Below are 253 nucleotides of genomic sequence, written 5' to 3' on the forward strand. Positions count from 1 at the left end.
CGTGCCCGCCTCGCGGGTGAGCCGCTCTGGAAGATGCGCTATGACCAGGTCGGGAGTGTCGCCGACGAGATCCTGAAACTCGATACCGCCGTCACGGCGACGATCCGTGACGACACGGGTGCGGTCATCGCGACCGCCATCAAGCCCGGGCCGCTCGTCGTCGACTGCGAGGTGAGCCACCCCATCACCTACCGCAACGGACTGATCGAGGTACGGGCGGGGACGCTCAAGATCGGTTACACGCGGGCGTTCG

1 protein-coding gene is annotated in these 253 nt (G+C 66.8%); it reads left to right on the forward strand.

Annotated elements, in window-relative coordinates; genetic code table 11:
* A partial coding sequence (locus RMT89_RS44390) for a hypothetical protein (RefSeq protein ID WP_315889428.1) occupies positions 1 to 253 on the forward strand: 253 nt, incomplete at both ends.

Origin of the sequence: Streptomyces sp. P17, assembly GCF_032436805.1 — a bacterium.
Classification (GTDB): domain Bacteria; phylum Actinomycetota; class Actinomycetes; order Streptomycetales; family Streptomycetaceae; genus Streptomyces.